Raw genomic sequence first — 18,439 nt, forward strand, 5'->3', positions numbered from 1 at the left:
ACACCCCGCACCATCCGGCGGCCACGGGCTTCGTGCCCGTGGCCGCCGGTCACACCCGGGCACCCCTTCGTGCCTGTCGGAGCCGGCCGGGCGCCCATCGACTTCGGCCTCCTCCGCCCGCCGGGCAGTGCGGAGGAGGAAGGCCGTCGGGGCGGTCGAACGACCGCCCGCACCACCCAGCACATCACCTCTCCCAAGGAGTTCGGCATGACCCGTACCAGCGCCCGCTTCGCCGCCACCGGTGCCGCAGTCGTCCTCGCCGTGACCGGTATGAGCGGTGCGGCTGCCGCCGACGCCGCCCCCGCGGCCCCGACCGGCAGCGCGGTGGTGCACGAGAGCACCGCCTTCCTGAAGGACTCCGCCCTGAACGGCCTGGTGGTCATACCGCTGCCCACCGCCACCCCGTCCTACGACTCCACGACGGGCTTCTCCACGTCGTTCCCGGTGACGGGCGGCGACGTCAACCTCCAGGGCTACTACGGCAACGTCCAACTGGGCGGCAGCCTGCTCTTCGTCAACCTGTTCACCGGCAAGACCGCGGTCTTCAAGCAGCTGGCGTTCAGCGCCGACAGCTGGGCGATCACCGGGGTCCCGGTCGGCGGCACCGCCCCGGTGGCGCTGCTCGACCCGGCCGGCACGACCGACATCACCCGCACCGGCGCCACCCAGACGGTGACCGCCGCGGACCTGAAGGTCGACGCCGAGGGCGCGCAGTACGTGGACACCAAGCTGAACACCACCTTCTTCAAGGCCGGCCAGTCGATCGGCGACTTCTCGCTGAGCTTCACCACCGGCAGCTGAGCTCCACCACCGGCAGCCGACGCCTGCGACCGGCTCGGTGGGACGGCGGGCCCGTGCGACGGCACGGGCCCGCCGTTCGCAGGTGGAGTTCCCAACTCCGCTACAGAGTCGTCGCGTTGTGTTCTCGTACATCGGTACGACCGGATCCGGCCATGTAGGGCTGGCCGAATGGATGCGAACCGGAACCGCCGGCCTGCTCGCCGCCTGATCCACTCTCGCGCCGCGTCACGGCGGTGCGCGTTCGCACGGAGGTGCCCGTCATGAGACTCCGACTACTACCCGGTACGAGACGCGGGGGGTGGCGCCGGAGGTTGCCGGCGGTCGCCCTCGTCTGGTCGGTGGTGGTGGCGCTCGGCGTGGCCCCCATCGGCCTCGGCACGTCGTCGCAGGCCGCGGCGGCGACCTCGTCCGCCGTGACCAAGCCCGGCCCCAAGGTGTGGGACCCGAACACCTGGGAGGAGGGCGCCGAGGGGAGCGTGACGGTCGCGCAGACCCAGAACCTGTCCAACCAGGTGCTGCAGGTCTCCTGGAGCGGATTCACCCCGACCGTCGACACCTCGGGCACCCCGCTGACCATCGTCACCAAGGGATCCAAGCAGGCGCTCTACGCCGTCCGGGTCTACCAGTGCCGCGGTCTCGACCCCAAGATCACCGACTGCTACGGCAGCAAGCTGTACAACGCCGACGGCGGCAAGGGGTTCAACCAGAAGGCCCCGGCGGAGGGCACCACGACGCCGGACTTCCCCTCGAACATGGCGATCGCGCCGACGGGCGCCGACGGCTCGGGCGAGACCTCCATCGAGATCTGGACCGCCACCCAGAGCCCCTCGCTCGGCTGTGACGCCGCGCACCCGTGCTCCCTGGTGGTCGAGCCCAACTACGGCGGCGACACCCAGGACCCGTACAAGGCACGGAACGGCGCGGTCGACTGCACCGACCACCTCAGCGACGTGGACGGCTTCTTCAACACCGCGAGCGACGGCGGCCTGGAGGCCTACGCCGGGGCGTGGGACGGCAACCAGTACGCCGGGTACCAGGTCGGCGAGCAGTGCGCCTGGGAGAAGCGGACCGTCGTCCCGCTGCACTTCTCGCCCACCGCCGCCGACTGCGACAACCGCGCCGCCGACTTCAAGGCGGCCGGCCTGGAGATGGCCAACCGGGCCGTCCAGCAGTGGCGGACCGGCCTCTGCCTGGCGTCCTCCCCGCTCGCCTTCCAGTACTCCTCCTCCGGCGGCGAGCCGCAGGCCAGGGCGGCGTTCCTGGGCGGGTCGGCCGGCGTGGACGTCGCGCTGACCGCGTACCCCGACACCGCGACCCCGGCCCGGCCGTACGTCTACGCGCCGCTGGCCACCACCGGGATCTCGGCGGTCTTCCTCGTCGACGACCCGGACACCGGCCGCCAGCTCCGCGACATGAAGCTGACCCCGCGCCTGATGGCCAAACTGCTCACCCAGTCCTACGCGCCGCTGGGAAGCCCGGTCGCGTCGGTGAGCGGCAACCCCAGCTGCGTCTTCCTGGACGAGGACTTCCTCCAGTACAACCGGTTCCCCGAGAGCAGCGGGCTGCACTGGCCCCGCTCCTGCACGCCCGCGGAGTTCGAGCCGACCATCGTCGGCGGCACCACGGACCTCGTCTACCAGCTGACCGCGTGGATCGCCGCCGACCCGGAGGCCGTCCGCTTCCTGGACGGCGAGGACGACCCGTGGGGGATGCGGGTGAACACCTTCTACCAGCGGGGCGCCTACTCCGGGTACCCGGCCGACACCCTCCAGCCGCAGGACTTCACCGGGCCGACGGACGTCAGCGAGGCCGCCAAGCGGATGCGGCAGTACGAGTGGAACCCCGTCCTCGGCGGTCTCACCCAGGTGCTGCGGACCATCCTGGAGAACCGGTCCACCTGCCAGCTCTGGATGGCGGACCCGGCCACCGGCAACCACCTCAAGTGCGACCCGATGGCCCGCGGCGAGCGGAAGCTGTTCGCGATCATGGACAGCGCCCAGGCCAAGGCCTTCTCGCTGCCCGAGGCCACCCTGCGCAACCCGGCCGGCGGCTTCGTCTCGCCGACCACCAACGGGTTCCAGTCCGCGGTCGGAGACATGCCGACCGACGCCGCCACCGGGACCCAGCTGCTGCCCTACGGCGTCGCGGGCACGGCCTTCGCCCGGGACACCCAGGCCTACCCGCTGACCACCGTCCAGTACGCGATGGTGCCCACCGGCGGGGCGGCGGACAAGGCGCCCGCGATCACCCGGTTCCTGACCACCGTCGCCAACGGCGGCCAGGTCTACGGGGTGGAGCCGGGCAAGCTCGCCCCGGGCTTCCTCAGCCTCACCGGTGCCCAGCGCCAGCAGACGCTCGACGCGGCGAAGCACGTGGAGACGCAGGACAACAAGTGGCCGGGCAACCAGGTCGCCCCGCCGCCGACCACCCCGTCCGGCGGTGACGGCGGGACGACCGGCGGGGCCGGCGGCGCCACCGGCGGCGAGTCTGGCGGCGCCGGCGTCACCAGCACCCCGGTCACCGGCACCGGCGACGGCACTGGCACCGGCGGCTCGTCCACCAGCGCCGGCTCCGGCATCGGCGGGCTCGGCGACGGCGCCGTCGGCGGTGCCGGCGGGATCGGCACCGGGGGCACCGCGAGCGCGGGCGGTACCGGTGGCGCGGCCACCGGCGGCGCGGGGGCTCCGGCCGCCGCGGCCGGTGGGGCCAAGGCCACCGCCACGCCGGGCGCTTCGGCGGGCCCGCTCGCGGCCGCTCCGGTCGCCGCCGGCTCCCCGGCGGCCGACCGCGCCGGCACCGCCCGGCTGCTGCTGCCGATCGCGGTGATCGCGGGCCTGGTGCTGCTGATCGGCGGCCCCGCCGCGCTCTTCCTCGGCGGCACGCCCACCGGCGAACGCGCCGTCTCCGCCGTGGGCCGGACCTGGGCGCGGGTGCGCCGCCGGCCCTGATCCAGCGGTCGTACCGGCTCGGCGGGGCCGCCGTCACGGCCCCGCCGGGTCCTCCGCCCCGGGCGCCACGGCCCGGGGCCTCCCCTGTACCGAGTACTTCCGTACCGAGCGCGCCGGAGAGCAGACCATGACAGCCGCCGCCGAGCCCGCGGCACCGTACGCCGGGGCTCCACGTCCACCAGAACCCGATGTCCCCCGCGTCATCACCGCCCCCGCCACGCCCGGAGACCGGGTGTTCCGGGGAGCGCTGAGGGTGGCGGGCCTCTCCGTCTTCGCGATCATGGGACTGATCGCGTTCTTCCTGATCCTGCGCGGCGCGAACGCGCTGGGCGAGGTGGGCTGGTCCTTCCTCACCGAGCAGAAGTGGCAGACCCAGGCCCACAACTTCGGGATCGCCGCCGTCCTGCCGAACGGCCTGCTGATCGCGGTGATCGCCCTGGTGATCGCCGTGCCGGTGGCGCTGACCACGGCGATCTTCATCTCCGAGTACGCGCCGACCAGGCTGCGGGCGACGCTGGTCTCGCTCATCGACCTGATGGCCGCGATCCCCAGCATCGTCTACGGCCTCTGGGGGCTGTTCTTCCTCCAGCCGCGCATCATCGGCTTCGTCCGCTGGCTGACCAACCACCTGGGCGACGCGATCCCCTTCCTCAAGGTGCGCACCGGCGACATCGGGACGTCCTACACCTCCTCCACCTTCATCGCCGGGGTGGTCGTCTCGCTGATGATCATCCCGATCGTCGCCTCGCTCAGCCGGGAGGTGTTCTCGCAGGCCCCGCAGGGCGAGCGGGAGGGCGCGTACGCGCTGGGCTCGACCCGGTGGGGGATGGTCCGCGCGGTGGTGCTGCCGTTCGGCCGCGGCGGTGTGATCGGCGCGGTGATGCTGGGCTTCGGCCGGGCGATGGGCGAGACGATCGCCGTCGCGCTCATCATCTCGCCGAACTTCAAGGCCATCAGCCACATCCTGGAGAACGGCGCCAACTCCATCTCGGCGCTGATCGCGCTGCGCTTCGGCGAGTCGGACGAGCTCTCGCTCTCCGCGCTGATGGCGGCCGGGCTGGTGCTCTTCGCGCTCACCCTGCTGGTCAACCTGGGCGCCGGGTTCGTGATCAACCGGTCCCGCTCCGGCGCTTCGACGGCGGACTGACCATGGCCCACCCCGCCACCCGCCGCCCGTTGCCGGGCCGCCCGTTGCCGAGCGGCCCCTTGTCGCGCCGCCCGTTGCCGAGCGGCCCCTTGTCGCGCCGCCCGTTGCCGCTCCGCCGTGAAGGGACCGCCCGATGACCACCCTCGACCTGCCCCCGGCCACCGTGGCCGCGCCGGCCGACCCACCCGCGGCCGCCGCCGCGCCGCGCCCCGAGAAGCGGGTCCGGCTCGGCGGCTTCACCCGCGAGGACGTGCTGACCCTGGTCGGTGCGCTGGTCGGCTCGCTCGCCCTGGACTGGATGCTCTACGAGCGGATCCTGCCGTTCAGCGGTGCGCAGGGCTTCCTGCTCTGCTGGTACGCCCTGTTCCTGGTGGGCTACTTCGCCATCGGCCGCCTCCAGTGGAACCCGCTGATGGTCCGGGACCGGCTGGTCTCGGTGGTCGCCTGGAGCTCCGGCCTGCTGGTCGTCGGCCTGATCGCCGACCAGATCGGCTACGTGCTGGTGCGCGGCTACGACGCGGCCCGGCACCTCAACTTCTTCACCGAGTCGATGGACCACACCGCCCCGCTCTCCCCGATCACCTCGGGCGGCGCGCTCAACGCGCTGGTCGGCTCGCTCGAACAGCTCGGCCTGGCCACGCTGTTCGCGGTCCCGCTGGGCATCGCGGCGGCGGTCTTCATGTCCGAGGTCGGCGGTCGGATGGCCCGGCCGGTGCGGACCCTGGTCGAGGCGATGACCGCGCTGCCGTCGATCGTCGCGGGCCTGTTCATCCTCGGCGTCGTGATCATCACCTTCGGCTTCGAGAAGAGCGGCTTCGCGGCCTCGCTGGCCCTCACCGTGATGATGATGCCGATCGTCACCAGGGCCGCCGAGGTGGTCATCCGGCTGGTGCCCGGCACGCTGCGGGAGGCCTCGTACGCACTCGGCGGCAGCCAGTGGCGCACGGTCTGGAACGTGGTGCTGCCGACCGCCCGCCCCGGACTGGTGACGGCCGTGGTGCTCGGCATGGCGCGCGGCGTCGGCGAGACCTCCCCGGTGCTGCTGACCTCGGGGTTCACCTCGCAGTTCAACGGCAATCCGTTCAGCGAGCACCAGGTCTCGCTGCCGCTGTACATCTGGAACTACGTCAAGCAGCCCTACCCCGACATGATCGCGCGCGCCTTCGCCGCCGCGCTGACCCTGATGATCGTGGTGCTCGTCCTGTTCGTCACCGCCCGCGTCGTCGGCGGCCGCAAGCCGGGTCAGCTGACGCGCCGCCAGAAGCGCCGGATCGACCGCGCCGCCGCCGTCGCCGAGGCCTCCGCCCGGGGCGGGCACCGGGGCTCCGCCCGGCCCTCGACCGCGGCCGCCGCCCGTACCGCCGCCCGGCCCGCCGGCGTGGCCACCGCCCTCGGGGAGCACTGATGTCCCGCCCAAACGCCTTCAGCACCAGAGGAGTTCCCATGTCGTGGGAGGCCGCAAGCCGCCCCGTGGCACGCACGTTCGCCGTGCTGCTGTCCCTGATCCTCGCCGCCGGCTCCCTCCTGCTGGGGCAGAGCACCCCCGCCTTCGCGGCCACCGCGCTCAACGCCGACGGCTCCAGCTGGGCCGGCCCGGCCATCGACCAGTGGCGCCAGGACGTCGCTCCGCAGGGCATCCAGATCAACTTCAACCCGATCGGTTCGGCGGCCGGCCGCAACCAGTGGAGCATCGGCCAGGACGACTTCACCGCCTCCGACGTGCCGTTCCGCTCGCAGACCGACACCGGCCTCGGCCAGGCCGGCCAGGCCGGCGGCTCCGGCAAGGCCGAGAACCCCCGGTACGGCTTCTCCTACGTGCCGATCACCGCCGGTGGGACGACCTTCATGTACAACCTGGTCGTCGCCGGCAAGCAGGTCCGCGACCTGCGGCTCTCCCCGCAGACCGTGGTCGACATCTTCACCAACAAGATCACCAACTGGAACGACCCGAAGATCACCGCGGACTACGGCAAGGCCCTGCCGAGCCTCCCGATCACCCCGGTGGTCCGCTCCGACGGCTCCGGCGCGACCGCCCAGTTCACCCGCTGGATGAGCCACACCCACGGCGCGCAGTGGGAGGAGTACTGCAAGAGCGTCAACGGCGTCAGCTGCGGTGACTACACCGAGTTCTTCCCGCCGTCGGGCCGGATGACCGCGCAGAACGGCTCCGACGTCGTGGCCGGCTACATCAAGGCCCCGTCCGGCCTCGGCACCATCGGCTACGACGAGTACGCCTTCGCCAAGCGCAGCAACTGGCCGGTCGTGAAGGTGCTCAACCCGGCCGGCTACTACACCCTGCCGACCGCCTCCAACGTCGCCGTCGCGCTCACCGCCGCCAAGATCCGCGGCGTGGACGACAGCACCGCCGCCGACGACCCGGACTACCTCCAGCAGAACCTCGACGGCGTCTACTCGATGAACGACCCGAGATCGTACCCGCTCTCCAGCTACAGCTACCTCATCGTGCCGCGGGCCGGGGCGGCGCTCCCGCCGCCGCCGCGCTTCACCAACGACAAGGGCAGCGCGCTCAGCCGCTTCCTCGCCTACGTACTCTGCGAGGGCCAGGGCGAGGCGGACGGCCTCGGCTACTCCCCGATCCCGCGCAACCTGGTCCGCGGCGGGCTGCTGCAGACCCAGCACATCCCCGGCAACGCCAGCCCGGTCGACGCCAACACCCTCTCCAACTGCGCCAACCCGACCTTCAACTCGGCCGGCCGGCTGACCGTGCTGGACAACGCCCCGCAGCCCAGCCCGTGCGACGCCAAGGGCGCCCCGCTGGACTGCACCGTGCAGGGCGGCCAGGCGGTCAAGTCCGGGTCCGGCTCGGGCTCCGGCACCGGCGGCTCCGCCACCGGGGGCGCCGGCTCCGCCACCGGCGGGACGGGCGGCAGCGCGAGCGGCGGGGCGGGGAAGACCCCCTCGGCGAGCGGCACCGGCAGCGGATCGTCCGGCACCGGGGGCACAAGTGGCGCGGCGGGGGCCGGCGGGACTACCGGCGGCGGCCCCGGCGGCGCGGCCGACCAGCCCGGCGCGGTCGACCCGGCCGCGGGCACCGGCACCGAGGGCGACCAGGCCGCGGCCGAGGACGTCGTCGACCCGCAGACCGGCCAGGTGGTCGCGCGCGGCCGCGCCGCCACCGCCGGCGAGGTCACGGCCAACGTGGTCGCCGTCGACGGGCGGCCGGACGACTGGATGCTGTCCACCCTGACCGCGCTCGAACTGCTCGCCGTCGTGCTCGTCCCGCCGCTGCTCGGCCGCCGTCTGATGCGGCGCCGCAACTCCGCCGGCGGCCGGTCGTGACCGCCCCGGCGCTGGAGAAGCCGGCGCCCCCCGCCCCCGGCACCCCGGCCGCGCCGGCCGCCGCGACGCCCGTCCCGGACCCGAGGGCGGCCGGGGCGGGCCCCGGCGCCGCCCGGCCGGCCCGGCGGCGGTTCCTCCAGGGGGCCTGGGCGGTCAGCCTGCTGGCGGCACTCACGATGGGATTCGTCGGGTACCTCTTCACGCTCTCGCACCTCCAGCAGCGGCACTACCAGTCGACCGCGTACAAGACCTTCCGGGACCAGCTGGCCAAGGCGGTCGCGCCGACCGGCGGCGCCGCCGACGGGGACCCGGTCGCGCTGCTCGACATCCCGGCGATCGGTCTGCACGGGGCCGTCGTGGTGGAGGGCACCACCGGCCGGGACCTGATGCGCGGGCCCGGCCACCGCCGGGACACCGCGCTGCCCGGGCAGAGCGGGGTCGCGGTGGTGTTCGGCCGCGGGGCGACCTTCGGCGCGCCGTTCGCCGAGCTGTCCAGGCTCAGGGTCGGCGACCGGATCGAGGCGACCACCGGGCAGGGCAGGTTCACCTACACCGTCAACGTCTACGGGGACGGCGACCACCCGATCAGCGACCCGGTCCGCAACCGGCTGGTGCTGGTCACCGGGGACTCCGACTGGATCCCCGGCTCGACGGTGATGATCGGCGCCCGGCTGGACGGCGACCCGGAGGTCAACCCCGGCGGGCGCCCCGCCACCGTGCCGTACGACAAGGCGCTGGCCGCCGACAAGGGCGCGCTGGCCACGCTGCAGCTGTGGTCGCTCGGGCTGCTGGGCGCGGTGGTCGCCGCGATCCTGCTGGCCCGGATCTGGCGCCGCTCGGCCGCCTGGCTCAGCATCGCGCCGGTGATCGCCGCGATCCTCTGGGCCGTCTACGAGAACGCCGCCGCCCTGCTGCCCAACCTCTACTGAAGCGCGCCCGGAGGACCGTACCGATGACGGATGCACCGATGACCGACGTACCCCCGCTCGACCCGTTCGCCCCGCTCGACCGGGGCGGCTCCGCGAGCGAGACCACGCTGACCCTGCCGCCCGTCCACCCGGCGGACGCCGCCGGCGCCCCGCTGGCCGGCCTGGAGACCAGGGACGTCTCCGCCTGGTTCGGCTCGCACAAGGTGCTGGAGCGGGTCTCGCTCGGCATGCCCGCCGGGGAGGTCACCGCGCTGATCGGCCCCTCCGGCTGCGGCAAGTCCACCTACCTGCGGATCCTCAACCGGATGCACGAGATGGTCCGCGGCGCGCAGCTCGCCGGGGAGGTGCTGCTGGACGGCGACGACGTGTACCGGCCCGGCCGGCGCCCCGCCGAGGTCCGGCGGCGGATCGGGATGGTGTTCCAGCGGCCCAACCCGTTCCCGGCGATGTCCATCCAGGACAACGTCTCCAGCGGGCTGAAGCTGGCCGGCATCAAGGTCTCCAAGGAGGAGCGCGAGCACCTGGTGGAGAGCAGCCTGCGGCGGGCCGGCCTCTGGGACGAGGTCGCCACCCGGCTCCACACCCCGGGCGGCGCGCTCTCCGGTGGGCAGCAGCAACGCCTGTGCATCGCCCGGTCGTTGGCCGTCTCGCCGGACATCCTGCTGATGGACGAGCCGTGCTCGGCGCTCGACCCCACCTCGACCCGCCGGGTGGAGGAGACCATCGCGGAGCTGCGGGGGCGGCTCACCATCGTGATCGTGACCCACAACATGCAGCAGGCGCAGCGCGTTTCGCAGTCCTGCGCGTTCTTCCTGGCCACCCACGATACCCCGGGGCGGATCGTCGAGGCCGGACCGACCGCGCAGCTGTTCACCGATCCGCGGGACCAGCGGACCGCGGACTACGTCAACGGCCGCTTCGGGTAGCCGGACCGCCCGGCCGGGTCCGGCCGGGTCGGAGCGGCGGGATGCCGGTCCGGCCCGGCCTCCTCGCGTTCCCGGCCTCCTCGCGGCCCCTTCGCGGCGCCTTCGTGTTTCGGCTCAGTGGCCGAGCAGCCGCTCCAGCACCGCCGCGACGCCGTCCAGCTCATTGCTCACCGTGTGCAGCGGCACCGCCGCCAGCACCTGCGGGTGCGCGTTGGCCACGGCGTACGCGGTACCGGCCCAGGCCAGCATCTCCAGGTCGTTCGGCATGTCGCCGAAGGCCACCACCTCGCTCCGGTCGATCCCGCGCCCGGCGCACCAGCGGGCCAGCGTGCTCGCCTTGGTGACGCCGGGCGCGCTGATCTCCAGCAGCGGGATCGGCGCGGACCGGGTGATCTCGGCGAGGTGCCCGGCCGCCTCGCGGGCCACCGAGAGCAGCTTGTCGGGGTCGAGGTCCGGGTGCTTCGCCAGCAGCTTGAACAGGCCCGTGACCGGCCCCCCGGCGCCGAGCAGCTCCTCGGCCGGGCCGATCGGGTGGTTCTCGTCCTGGCCCCACATCCGCACCTCGTAGCCGGGCTCGCGGGCGAACCCGGCCGGGTACTCGAAGGCGAAGGCGGTACCGGGCAGCTTCGCCCGCAGCGCCGCCACCACCGCCAGCGCGGCCTCCGCGCCGAGCGGGAAAGACTCCAGCAGCTCGCCGCGCCGCACGTCGACCACCGCGCCGCCGTTGGAGCAGATCGCCACGCCGTGGCCGCCGATGTGGCTGCTGACCTGCTGCATCCAGCGCGGCGGCCGACCGGTCACGAAGACCACCTGGACCCCGGCCGCCTCGGCGGCGGCCAGTGCGGCGGCGGTCCGCTCGGAGACGGTGCCGCCGGCGCACAGCAGCGTGCCGTCCAGGTCGGTGGCGATCAGGCGGGGGGCGGTGCGGGGAGTGGTCACCGCTCCATCTTCGCCTACCGCCGTCGGGAGGTCACCGCCGCGACGGCGACCTCCTGACGGCGCGGCCCGCTAGCCGACCCGCAGGGTCAGCGCGGCGGTGTGCAGCGTGCCGCCGGTCATGAACGGGAGGAAGAGCCGCCGGTCCCCGCCGGTCCCCGCTGGCCGGCGGTTCGGCGGGGAAGACAGGGCCGGGCCGCCGCCGGCCGCGTCCCCCGCTGCGCTGTTCGCCCGCCGCCGCGGGCGAGACAATACCCCCGGCCGGTATCCGATCGGCGTAAGCGCCCGCCGCCGCACCGCATTTCGGCCCCCGAGCCGTTCTTTCCGGCCGTTCCCCCACCGTGCCGGGTGTCCTGCTTCCTCTTCCCGGGCATGACTGATCCCGGCCACCCCGTCGGCAGGAAGAGCCATGCGAACTCGCCACGCCCGAGACGAGCGCCCACCGACCACTCCGCCGGACGCCCCGCGCGAGACGCGCGACCCGGTCCTGATCGGCGACTTCATCTTCGACACCCTCGCCGAGCTGGCCCGGCGCACCACCCCGGACGCGACCCCGCACGTCCCCTCCCAGCGCACCCGCCCGCACCCGTGACGGCCACCGGCCGGCCACCGCACCCGCGGTGGCCGGCTCCGGTTCACCCCAGCTGGGCGAGGCCCTCGGTGGCGATCTTCTCGAAGACGGCCAGGTCGTTCTCGAAGATCGAGCCCGGCACCGGCCAGTGGATCACCAGCTCGGTGATCCCCAGCTCCCGGTAGGTGCCCGCCCAGTCCACGAACGCGTCCAGCGAGGCGAGCGGCTTCTCCGCCGTCGAGCCCTGGAGCAGCACCTTCTCCAGCTCCGCCGCGTCCCGGCCGCGCGCCTCGCAGGCGGCGGTCAGCTTCGCGATCTGCGCGGCGATCACGACGGGCGCCTGCGCCACCGGCACGTCCGCCGGCCCCTTCGGGTCCCCGTACGTCACCCAGCCCTGCCCGTGCTCCGCCGCCAGCCGCAGTCCGCGCGGTCCGGTCGCGGCGACGTAGAACGGCACCCGCGGCCGCTGCACGCAGCCGGGGATGTTCCGCGCCTCGACGGCGGAGTAGTACGTGCCCTCGCGGGTCGTGGCGTCCTCGCGCAGCAGCTCGTCCAGTAGCGGCAGGAACTCCCCGAACCGGTCCGCCCGCTCCTTCGGCGACCACGCCTCCTGGCCCATCGCCGTCGCGTCGAACCCCGTCCCGCCGGCCCCGATCCCGAGCGTGAGGCGCCCGCCGGACACGTCGTCCAGCGACACGATCTCCTTCGCCAGCGTGACCGGGTGCCGGAAGTTGGGCGAGGTCACCAGCGTGCCCAGCCGCAGGCGTTCGGTCGCCGTCGCGGCCGCCGTCAGCGTCGGCACCGCCCCGAACCACGGCTCGTCCCGGAACGAGCGCCAGCTCAGGTGGTCGTAGGTGTAGGCGGCATGGAACCCGAGGTCCTCGGCCCGCCGCCAGATCTTCTGCCCCTCGCTCCACCGGTGGATGGGGAGGATCACCGTGCTCAGTCGCATGCTGCCGACCCTATGTGGCGAAGCCTGACCAAGCCGACGCATACCAGGAGTATGCTTGCCCCATGGCGGCCACCACGCGCATCACGGTCACCCTGCCCACTGAGCAGGTGGCCGAGTTGAAGAAGCTTACGGACAACGTCTCCGGCTACGTCGCCGAAGCGGTCGCCCGAGAGATCAGGCACCAGTTGCTCGGCGAGGAGCTCCGCCGGTACGAAGAGGCGCACGGTGCGTTCACGGAAGAGGAACTCGCTGCCGCGCACGCGAGGATCTTCGGTTCGTCCGAGCCCGGCAGTGCGGCGAACGCCGCGTGAGCGAGCGCATTGAGACCGTCGTGCTGGACTCCCCGGGAGTGTCTGCCTGGATTTCACAAGACCGCGACGTGCTTGCGATGATCAGGTCTTTTCACTCCATGACGGCAGGCCTGGTGGTCGGCGCCAACACCATCGCGGAGGTCTCGCACGCACGAGTGAATGCTGCTCGGCTGAACTGGGTCCTGTCACAGGTCAAGATCGAGGCCGTCACTGAACAGGCCGCCAGGGCCTCCGCAGCATTGCTGAAGCACACCGGCCTGCATGGCCACAAGCACGCGATCGACGCGACCGTCGCCGAGATGGCGCTGCGGCAGCCGGGGCCGGTGGCCATGCTTACCTCGGACGTCGACGACATGGCGAAGCTCTGCGGCGACCGCGTCCGGCTCATCGCGGTCTGAGGCCTGGCGTAGCGGGGCCTGGCTGTTCCACTGGCTTCCCGCAGGTCAGACCGTGATAGGCGCAGGAGGATTGACCGAGGTGGCGAGGGTGCCCAGCCGGATCCGCTCGGTCGCGGCCGCCGTCAGCGTCGGCACCGCCCCGAACCACGGCTCGTCCCGGAACGAGCGACAGCTCAGGTGGTCGTAGGTGTAGGCGGCATGGAACCCGAGGTCCTCGGCCCGCCGCCAGAGCTTCCGCCATCGCGGTGTGTGGCCCGCCGGCGAGGCGGCGGCACCTCCCTCGACCCGCTCCCCGGAGTAGTCCGTGGGAGGGGCTAGTCTTTCCGCCGCACGCCTCACAATCTGATCATGCGTCAAACGGGGGTTCTTTCGGCATGCCCATTTTCCGGAGAGTATGCGGCGTCGGCCTGGTCGCGGTCGCCGCGCTGGGACTCACGGCCTGCGGGCCCGACAACGCGTCGGACCAGGCGGGCGGCGGCCCGGTGGCCACCTCGCCCGCCGTCGCGCCCGCCACCTCGTCCGCCGCCGCGCCGACGGGTGCCGCGCCGACGGGCGGCAAGAGCGCCAAGCCGTCGGCCGGTGCGAGCGACGAGCCGGAGGGGTTCTGCGACGCCGCGCCGCTGCCCGCCGGGCAGAAGTGGGTCTACCCGGTCAAGGGGACCACCACGACCACGCTGGTCTACAAGGACACCAAGACCGCGTGCGGGGTCAACGACGTGGTCTTCGAGCCGGTCGGTGCCGAGAAGAGCGCGCCGTTCGCGCCCGCCGCCAAGGGCCACCTGAACTCGGTCCTGGCCCCGTCCAAGGACGTCAACGTCGCCGATCTGGTGAAGCACATCGGTGAGTGCCTCACCGATCCCACCAGCACCAAGGGCTTCTACCCGTGCTCCGCCGGGGACTACAAGGTCGCGATCGACTCCGCCGGCAAGGTCGTCGAGCTGACCGAGCGCGCCCACTCCTGATCCGTCCCGCCGATCGGCCCGCCCGGTGGTCTCCCACCGGGCGGGCCGACGCGGTCTCCGGGTGCCGATTGCGGTTCGGTCACGGGATGTCCGATTGATTGATCATTGGGTGGGAGTGCGGTGATTGATTTTGTTGGCACACCTCCCGGGCGACTCTCATAATTCCTGGTGAGACGCGTGACGGTCGGCCTGGAGAGCCACGGGGGGTGGCCCGCGAGGGGCCCGTGCGCGACATTCCACATTCCCCGGGGGAGCTCCTTGTCCGCGCCCGAAAACGTGCCGTCCGCCGCCGAACCGGCGAACGGTGCGTCGTCCGAAACCCCTGCCGATCCCGCGGCCGAAGCCGCTGCCGCACCCGCGGCCGTACCCGCCGCTGATCCCGTGGCCGCCGCGCCGGTGGCCGCCTCGGGGCGGAAGCTGCCGCGCGCCGTCGGCGTGGCCCTGGCCACCACCGGGCTGCTCGCCGTGACGGCGACCAGCGCCGCCGTCACCGTGGCCGTAGGGAAGCCCGACGGCCGGCCGGCCGTCGTGGCCGCCCCGGCCAAGGCCGCGCCGACCGCGACCGCCGGCGCGAGTGCGAGCACCACCGCGTCGGCCTCGCCCACGGCGGTGCCGACCACCGCCGCGCCGACCACCGTCGCACCCGTCCCCCGGCCGGTGAGCACCCTCAAGGGCACCGTCAGCGGGGGCCGGCACGAAGGCGACCTGCGGTACTTCCTGCTCCCGATCCCCGACGCCGGCGAGTCCTACGGGCCGCCGGACGGGATGAAGCTGACCGACGACGAGGTGGCCGACCTCTTCGACAACCAGGACGGCATCATGCGCGTCCTGGGCTCCTACGGGTACAAGGAGGCCGCCGCCCGGACGTACCGCACGGCGGACGGCAAGGCCGAGGTGACGGTCACCCTGATGCGCTTCGGTTCGACCGCGATGGCGAGCGAGTTCGTCCAGGGCTACACGATGAAACTGGACCCGATCGCGATCGACGGCGATCCCGCCGCCCACGGCTACGTCCGCAAGCCCAAGCAGCAGGCGTACACCGGCTCGATGACCGGCATCTCCAGCCAGGGCGACGTCCAGTACACGCTCGACGTCGAGGTGAAGGGGACCCCGGACAAGGCGCTGCTGAGCGAGCTGATGAAGCGCCAGCGCGAGCGGCTCTCCTCCGGCGGCTGAACCGCTCCGCCGCCCACGCCCGACGTCACCTTTCCCCCTCCTGGAGCCACTCCGTGACCACCCGTCCCGTGGAGCCGTCGCCCGCCGACGGACCCGCGCCCGCGCCGCCCGCCGAACCGGCCGCCCCCGCCGCACCGCCCGCCGAACCGGTCGCCCCGGCCGACGGACCCGCGCCCGACGCCCCCGCCGCGCCGCCCGCCGTGGTCTTCGCCGACGGGTTCGCGCCCCCCGCCGCCGCCCTGCCGCCGCACCGTCCGCGCCGGCCCCGGCCGGTGCTGCTGCTGACCTGCGGACTGCTGCTGGGCACCCTGCTCGGCGGCGCCGTCGGCTACGCCGTGCAGGCGAACCGTCCGCCGACCCCGTTGCCGCCGATCCAGGTCGCCCGGCCGTCCTACCCGGCCGAGGTGGTGGACCCGGCGGCCGTCGCCGCGGCGGCGCCCAGGCCGCCGGCCGTCGACGGCGACCTGCGGAAGCTGCTGGTGACGGCGCCGGCCGGCAGCACGGCCTGGGCCGACTTCCCCGACACGCCCAGCTGGATCACCATCGGCGAGCTCGCCGAGCACACCGGCCGGTCGGCGGAGGTCTTCCGCGCCCTGAACGTCGCGGAGTTCCGCCGCGCCGTCGAGGTGGACTGGAAGAAGGACGACTTGAAGGTCCGGGTCTCGCTGATCCAGTACGCCCCCGACCACGCCGCCTCGGCGAAGTACGCCGCCGCCGCCTACCGGCTCCAGCCGTTCGCGGACGACGCCAACGGCGGCTTCCACGTCGACAGCGAGCCCTCGCACTGGGCGGAGTCCACCGAGCAGTACTACCTGGGCACCGCGCTGGCGCAGCGCGGCACGCTGGTGATGAAGGTCGAGGCCTTCGGCACGCGGCCGGTGAACCCCGATGTCGTGAAGGACATCGCCAAGCAGCAGTGGGAGCGGCTGGTATGAGCGACAGCACCGTGACCGTGACCGAGGCCGCGAACCCCGCGCCGGTCCCCGTCGAGCCGTTCGGGCCGCCCGGGCCGGTCGAGCAGGCGCCCGTGCCCGGGCCGGCCGCCGCCGGCCCGGAGCGGCCCGGGCCCACCGGTCGCCGGCTCCTGCGGGCCACCGGCGCGACCGTGGCGGCCGCGCTGGTCGGCGTGGTCATCGGCGTCGGCGTCATCGAGACCCGGTACGACGACCCCGCGCCCGCCAGCGCCGCCGCCGCACCGACGGCGGCGGCGCCCGCCCCGACCGCCACGCCCACCCCCTTCGGCGCCAAGGCCAACGGCAACCACTTCGGTTCGCTGCGCGACCTGCTGCTGCCCGTCCCGGCCGGCTATGCGCTCGGCCCGGACGACGGCGGCTACGGCAACGACGTCGAGCTGTCGGCGGACCAGCTCTCCGCCGAGATGGACAGCGACCTCCAGCAGATCCCCAAGGAGAAGCGGGACAAGCTCCGCCAGTACTGGGAGGGCCTGCACGTCAAGGCCACCGGGGTGCGCACCTACAAGACCGGTACGGACGACCTGGTGATCGGTCTGAGGCTGCGGCAGTTCAACCAGCAGGAGGTGCAGAAGGCCAACGAGTACACGGCCGTCTTCACCGGCGACACCGGGCTCTTCCGGATCGGCCCCGGGATCCCCGGGCACCCCGAGGCGCACTGCTACCTGATGCCCGCTCCGCCGTCCGCGCCGATCGACTACCTGGAGTGCTCGGCCGCCGAGGGCGACCTCCTGGTGATCATGAGCGCCGAGGGTGCGGCACCGCTGCCCAAGGACAAGATCGTCACCCTCTTCAGCCAGCAGCTCGACCGCCTCGCCAGCCCGGGAGCGTCCGCATGACCGACCACGCCACCCCGCACGACAGCGCGGCCCCTGCCGGGGCCGACGCGCCCCCGGCGCCCCCCGCACCGTTCGCGCCCCCCGCCGCTCCGGCCGGCCCGCCCGCCGAGGCGGTCCCGGGGGCCGACCCCTGGGCCGTCGCCCCCGGGGCCGGGACCCTGCCGTCGCTCCCGCCGTCGCTCCCGCCGCCGAGCCCCGAGGAGCTCGCGGCCCGCCGCACCCGCCGGCGCAACGCGGCGCTGCGCTGGGGCGCGGCCGCCCTGGTCTGCGTGCTGGCCGGTACCGGCGCCGCGCTGGCCGTCACCGCGCCCGAGCGCACCGACATCCCGGGCCTGGCCACCCGGGGCGACGGCCGCTACACCTTCCCCGCGCTGGCCCTGCCGCCGCTGCCGTCCGGCCAGGCGGCGCCCGGTGAGAACAAGAGCCGGCACGCCGCCGACCTGCGGTACCTGCTCCTGCCGGCCCCGAAGGAAGCCGGCGGTTCGTCGGCCCCGGCGGTCTTCCCGACCCCGGCCCCGACCGCGACCCCCACCGCGGCATCGACCGCGGCACCGACCGCGAGCCCGGCCGCGTCGTCGCCCGCCGCGCCCGACGGTGCCACCGCGAGCGCCCCGGCGGCCACCGGCGGGTCGGCCGCCCCGACCCCGGCCGCCGGCACGGCTCCGGCGGACTGGGTCGCCTGTGACGCGATGGCCGCCGAGCAGAAGGAGCCGGCGAAGCTGCGGGCCCTGCTGCTGCGCGACGTCTGCCGCGCCGCCACCGTCCGGGAGTGGACCGCCTCCGACGGCACCCGCACCCAGATCCGGCTGCTCCGCTTCGGTTCCTCCGTCGAGGCCTGGGACGTCTTCGCCGACCTGCGCGGCGACGGCGAGCCGAAGGACCTGCCGGGTCTGCGGCCCGCCTCCGTCATCGGCTGGGACAGCGTCTCGGGCGTCGACCTCGCCACCCGCGAGAGCACGACGCTGGCGGGGGAGGGCCGGACCACCGGGTACCTGGCCTACCTGAGCGCCGGCGACATCATCGGCGTCATCACGATGACCAACGCCCGGGGCGTCCAGCCGCCCGCGTTCCGGCAGGTCGTCACGCTCCAGTCCGACCTGCTGGCCTGATCCGGCGCCACCCGGTGGGCGGCGTGCCTCGCGGCACGCCGCCCACCGGTCGCCCCGCGGCGGGGGGGGGGCCGCCCCGGCGCGGGGGGGGGCGCAGCCCCCCGAGCGCTGGCTGGCGGAGGTGCCCGGGGGGTTGCCGTCGAGGGCCCCGGCCCCCGCCCGG

General features: G+C 73.9%; 17 protein-coding genes and 1 pseudogene. 15 read left to right on the forward strand and 3 right to left on the reverse strand.

Annotated elements, in window-relative coordinates; translation table 11 throughout:
- Positions 1–207: 207 nt before the first annotated feature.
- The 7 genes from ABZ495_RS31770 (at position 208) to ABZ495_RS31800 (ending at position 10,051) form a co-directional block, all read left to right on the forward strand.
- On the forward strand, positions 208–801 hold the full coding sequence (locus tag ABZ495_RS31770) for a hypothetical protein (RefSeq protein WP_359839318.1): 594 nt from the start codon (positions 208–210) through the stop codon (positions 799–801).
- Between the two features lie 311 nt (positions 802–1,112).
- Positions 1,113–3,749, forward strand: a complete 2,637-nt coding sequence (locus ABZ495_RS31775; RefSeq protein WP_359839320.1) for a hypothetical protein — start codon at positions 1,113–1,115, stop codon at positions 3,747–3,749.
- 127 nt (positions 3,750–3,876) lie between these two features.
- Positions 3,877–4,896, forward strand: a complete 1,020-nt coding sequence (gene pstC, locus ABZ495_RS31780; RefSeq protein ID WP_359839322.1) for a phosphate ABC transporter permease subunit PstC — start codon at positions 3,877–3,879, stop codon at positions 4,894–4,896.
- Positions 4,897–5,029: 133 nt separating this feature from the next.
- Positions 5,030–6,301: a phosphate ABC transporter permease PstA gene (gene pstA / locus ABZ495_RS31785; RefSeq protein WP_329488912.1), complete on the forward strand. Its 1,272-nt coding sequence runs from the start codon at positions 5,030–5,032 to the stop codon at positions 6,299–6,301.
- 65 nt (positions 6,302–6,366) lie between these two features.
- The gene (locus ABZ495_RS31790) at positions 6,367–8,196 is read left to right on the forward strand and encodes a substrate-binding domain-containing protein (protein WP_359808276.1); all 1,830 of its coding nucleotides are present in this window, start codon (positions 6,367–6,369) and stop codon (positions 8,194–8,196) included.
- The gene (locus tag ABZ495_RS31795; protein ID WP_359808274.1) at positions 8,193–9,125 is read left to right on the forward strand and encodes a class E sortase; all 933 of its coding nucleotides are present in this window, start codon (positions 8,193–8,195) and stop codon (positions 9,123–9,125) included. Before ABZ495_RS31790 ends, ABZ495_RS31795 begins: the two co-directional genes overlap by 4 nt.
- 38 nt (positions 9,126–9,163) lie before the next feature.
- Positions 9,164–10,051 (forward strand): phosphate ABC transporter ATP-binding protein, encoded by an 888-nt coding sequence (locus ABZ495_RS31800; protein WP_359839324.1) that lies wholly within the window; start codon positions 9,164–9,166, stop codon positions 10,049–10,051.
- A 114-nt stretch (positions 10,052–10,165) separates the two neighbouring features.
- Here ABZ495_RS31800 and ABZ495_RS31805 read toward each other — a convergent pair whose 3' ends face one another.
- Positions 10,166–10,990, reverse strand: a complete 825-nt coding sequence (locus ABZ495_RS31805; RefSeq protein WP_359808272.1) for an HAD family hydrolase — start codon at positions 10,988–10,990, stop codon at positions 10,166–10,168.
- A gap of 406 nt (positions 10,991–11,396) precedes the next feature.
- Between ABZ495_RS31805 and ABZ495_RS31810 the strand changes: the two genes are divergently transcribed.
- The gene (locus ABZ495_RS31810; RefSeq protein ID WP_359839326.1) at positions 11,397–11,579 is read left to right on the forward strand and encodes a hypothetical protein; all 183 of its coding nucleotides are present in this window, start codon (positions 11,397–11,399) and stop codon (positions 11,577–11,579) included.
- Between the two features lie 43 nt (positions 11,580–11,622).
- Here the strand turns inward: ABZ495_RS31810 and ABZ495_RS31815 are convergent, their stop codons facing one another.
- The gene (locus tag ABZ495_RS31815) at positions 11,623–12,552 is read right to left on the reverse strand and encodes an LLM class flavin-dependent oxidoreductase (RefSeq protein WP_359839328.1); all 930 of its coding nucleotides are present in this window, start codon (positions 12,550–12,552) and stop codon (positions 11,623–11,625) included.
- Positions 12,553–12,572: 20 nt separating this feature from the next.
- On the opposite strand from ABZ495_RS31815, the gene ABZ495_RS31820 reads away from it, so the two are divergent.
- Both ABZ495_RS31820 and ABZ495_RS31825 read left to right on the forward strand, forming a co-directional pair.
- Positions 12,573–12,821, forward strand: a complete 249-nt coding sequence (locus ABZ495_RS31820) for a type II toxin-antitoxin system CcdA family antitoxin (protein WP_359839329.1) — start codon at positions 12,573–12,575, stop codon at positions 12,819–12,821.
- Complete coding sequence (locus ABZ495_RS31825; protein WP_359839331.1) at positions 12,818–13,219, forward strand: DNA-binding protein; 402 nt, start codon at positions 12,818–12,820, stop codon at positions 13,217–13,219. The genes ABZ495_RS31820 and ABZ495_RS31825 overlap by 4 nt, the downstream gene beginning before the upstream one ends.
- A 51-nt stretch (positions 13,220–13,270) precedes the next feature.
- On the opposite strand, the pseudogene ABZ495_RS31830 reads toward ABZ495_RS31825, so the two are convergent.
- Positions 13,271–13,558, reverse strand: a pseudogene (locus tag ABZ495_RS31830) (LLM class flavin-dependent oxidoreductase); the annotation flags it as partial.
- 35 nt (positions 13,559–13,593) lie between these two features.
- Here ABZ495_RS31830 and ABZ495_RS31835 point away from each other — a divergent pair.
- From ABZ495_RS31835 to ABZ495_RS31855, 5 genes are all read left to right on the forward strand, one after another.
- Positions 13,594–14,181 (forward strand): hypothetical protein, encoded by a 588-nt coding sequence (locus tag ABZ495_RS31835; protein ID WP_329488923.1) that lies wholly within the window; start codon positions 13,594–13,596, stop codon positions 14,179–14,181.
- Positions 14,182–14,562: 381 nt separating this feature from the next.
- Positions 14,563–15,357, forward strand: a complete 795-nt coding sequence (locus tag ABZ495_RS31840) for a hypothetical protein (protein ID WP_359808263.1) — start codon at positions 14,563–14,565, stop codon at positions 15,355–15,357.
- Between the two features lie 53 nt (positions 15,358–15,410).
- Entirely contained in the window at positions 15,411–16,292 is an 882-nt protein-coding gene (locus ABZ495_RS31845; RefSeq protein ID WP_359839333.1) for a hypothetical protein, read from the forward strand.
- Entirely contained in the window at positions 16,289–17,167 is an 879-nt protein-coding gene (locus tag ABZ495_RS31850; RefSeq protein WP_359808260.1) for a hypothetical protein, read from the forward strand. Before ABZ495_RS31845 ends, ABZ495_RS31850 begins: the two co-directional genes overlap by 4 nt.
- Entirely contained in the window at positions 17,164–18,276 is a 1,113-nt protein-coding gene (locus ABZ495_RS31855) for a hypothetical protein (RefSeq protein WP_359839335.1), read from the forward strand. Before ABZ495_RS31850 ends, ABZ495_RS31855 begins: the two co-directional genes overlap by 4 nt.
- Positions 18,277–18,439: the final 163 nt, after the last annotated feature.

It is taken from the genome of Kitasatospora sp. NPDC005748, assembly GCF_040630735.1.
GTDB lineage: Bacteria > Actinomycetota > Actinomycetes > Streptomycetales > Streptomycetaceae > Kitasatospora.

What these genes read in the sequence shown, in the direction of transcription:
- ABZ495_RS31770 (WP_359839318.1), top strand. Translation starts at nt 208, where the DNA reads ATGACCCGTACCAGCGCCCGCTTCGCCGCCACCGGTGCCGCAGTCGTC.
- pstC (WP_359839322.1), top strand. Translation starts at nt 3,877, where the DNA reads ATGACAGCCGCCGCCGAGCCCGCGGCACCGTACGCCGGGGCTCCACGT.
- pstA (WP_329488912.1), top strand. Translation starts at nt 5,030, where the DNA reads ATGACCACCCTCGACCTGCCCCCGGCCACCGTGGCCGCGCCGGCCGAC.
- ABZ495_RS31800 (WP_359839324.1), top strand. Translation starts at nt 9,164, where the DNA reads ATGACCGACGTACCCCCGCTCGACCCGTTCGCCCCGCTCGACCGGGGC.
- ABZ495_RS31810 (WP_359839326.1), top strand. Translation starts at nt 11,397, where the DNA reads ATGCGAACTCGCCACGCCCGAGACGAGCGCCCACCGACCACTCCGCCG.
- ABZ495_RS31815 (WP_359839328.1), bottom strand. Translation starts at nt 12,552, where the DNA reads ATGCGTCGGCTTGGTCAGGCTTCGCCACATAGGGTCGGCAGCATGCGA.
- ABZ495_RS31820 (WP_359839329.1), top strand. Translation starts at nt 12,573, where the DNA reads ATGGCGGCCACCACGCGCATCACGGTCACCCTGCCCACTGAGCAGGTG.
- ABZ495_RS31835 (WP_329488923.1), top strand. Translation starts at nt 13,594, where the DNA reads ATGCCCATTTTCCGGAGAGTATGCGGCGTCGGCCTGGTCGCGGTCGCC.
- ABZ495_RS31850 (WP_359808260.1), top strand. Translation starts at nt 16,289, where the DNA reads ATGAGCGACAGCACCGTGACCGTGACCGAGGCCGCGAACCCCGCGCCG.
- ABZ495_RS31855 (WP_359839335.1), top strand. Translation starts at nt 17,164, where the DNA reads ATGACCGACCACGCCACCCCGCACGACAGCGCGGCCCCTGCCGGGGCC.